Here is a 243-nt window from a genome sequence, read left to right as displayed (position 1 = left end):
GCGCAGAGCCCTGTTCTGCACGATGCGGGAACTGGTGCGTTTTACAGTGGTCCTCATCGCGTGTTTGGTGCCATGGTCAACGAGCTGCGGGCCCGTGGCTCCGACTACCGGGCTATGCTGTGGCTACGCGATAACGCGCGGCGTGTATGGGACCTGATGGAACAGGATTTGCGTAACGGTTTCGGGGAACAGGAACTGGCAGAGGCCGGCATCGACCCGTCTGACTACTGGAAGGAGTTGAAA

1 protein-coding gene is annotated in these 243 nt (G+C 59.7%); it reads left to right on the top strand.

Features of this window, described 5'->3' with window-relative positions; all coding sequences use genetic code 11:
- The coding region (locus AC1RPU_RS08460) for a hypothetical protein (protein ID WP_481769725.1) at positions 1-243 on the top strand (243 nt) is incomplete at both ends.

It is taken from the genome of Dellaglioa sp. CoH-55-MRSF-7 (assembly GCF_056782235.1).
Note: the sequence above shows the minus strand (reverse complement) of the source record. Positions and strands in the feature narration are given on the sequence as shown.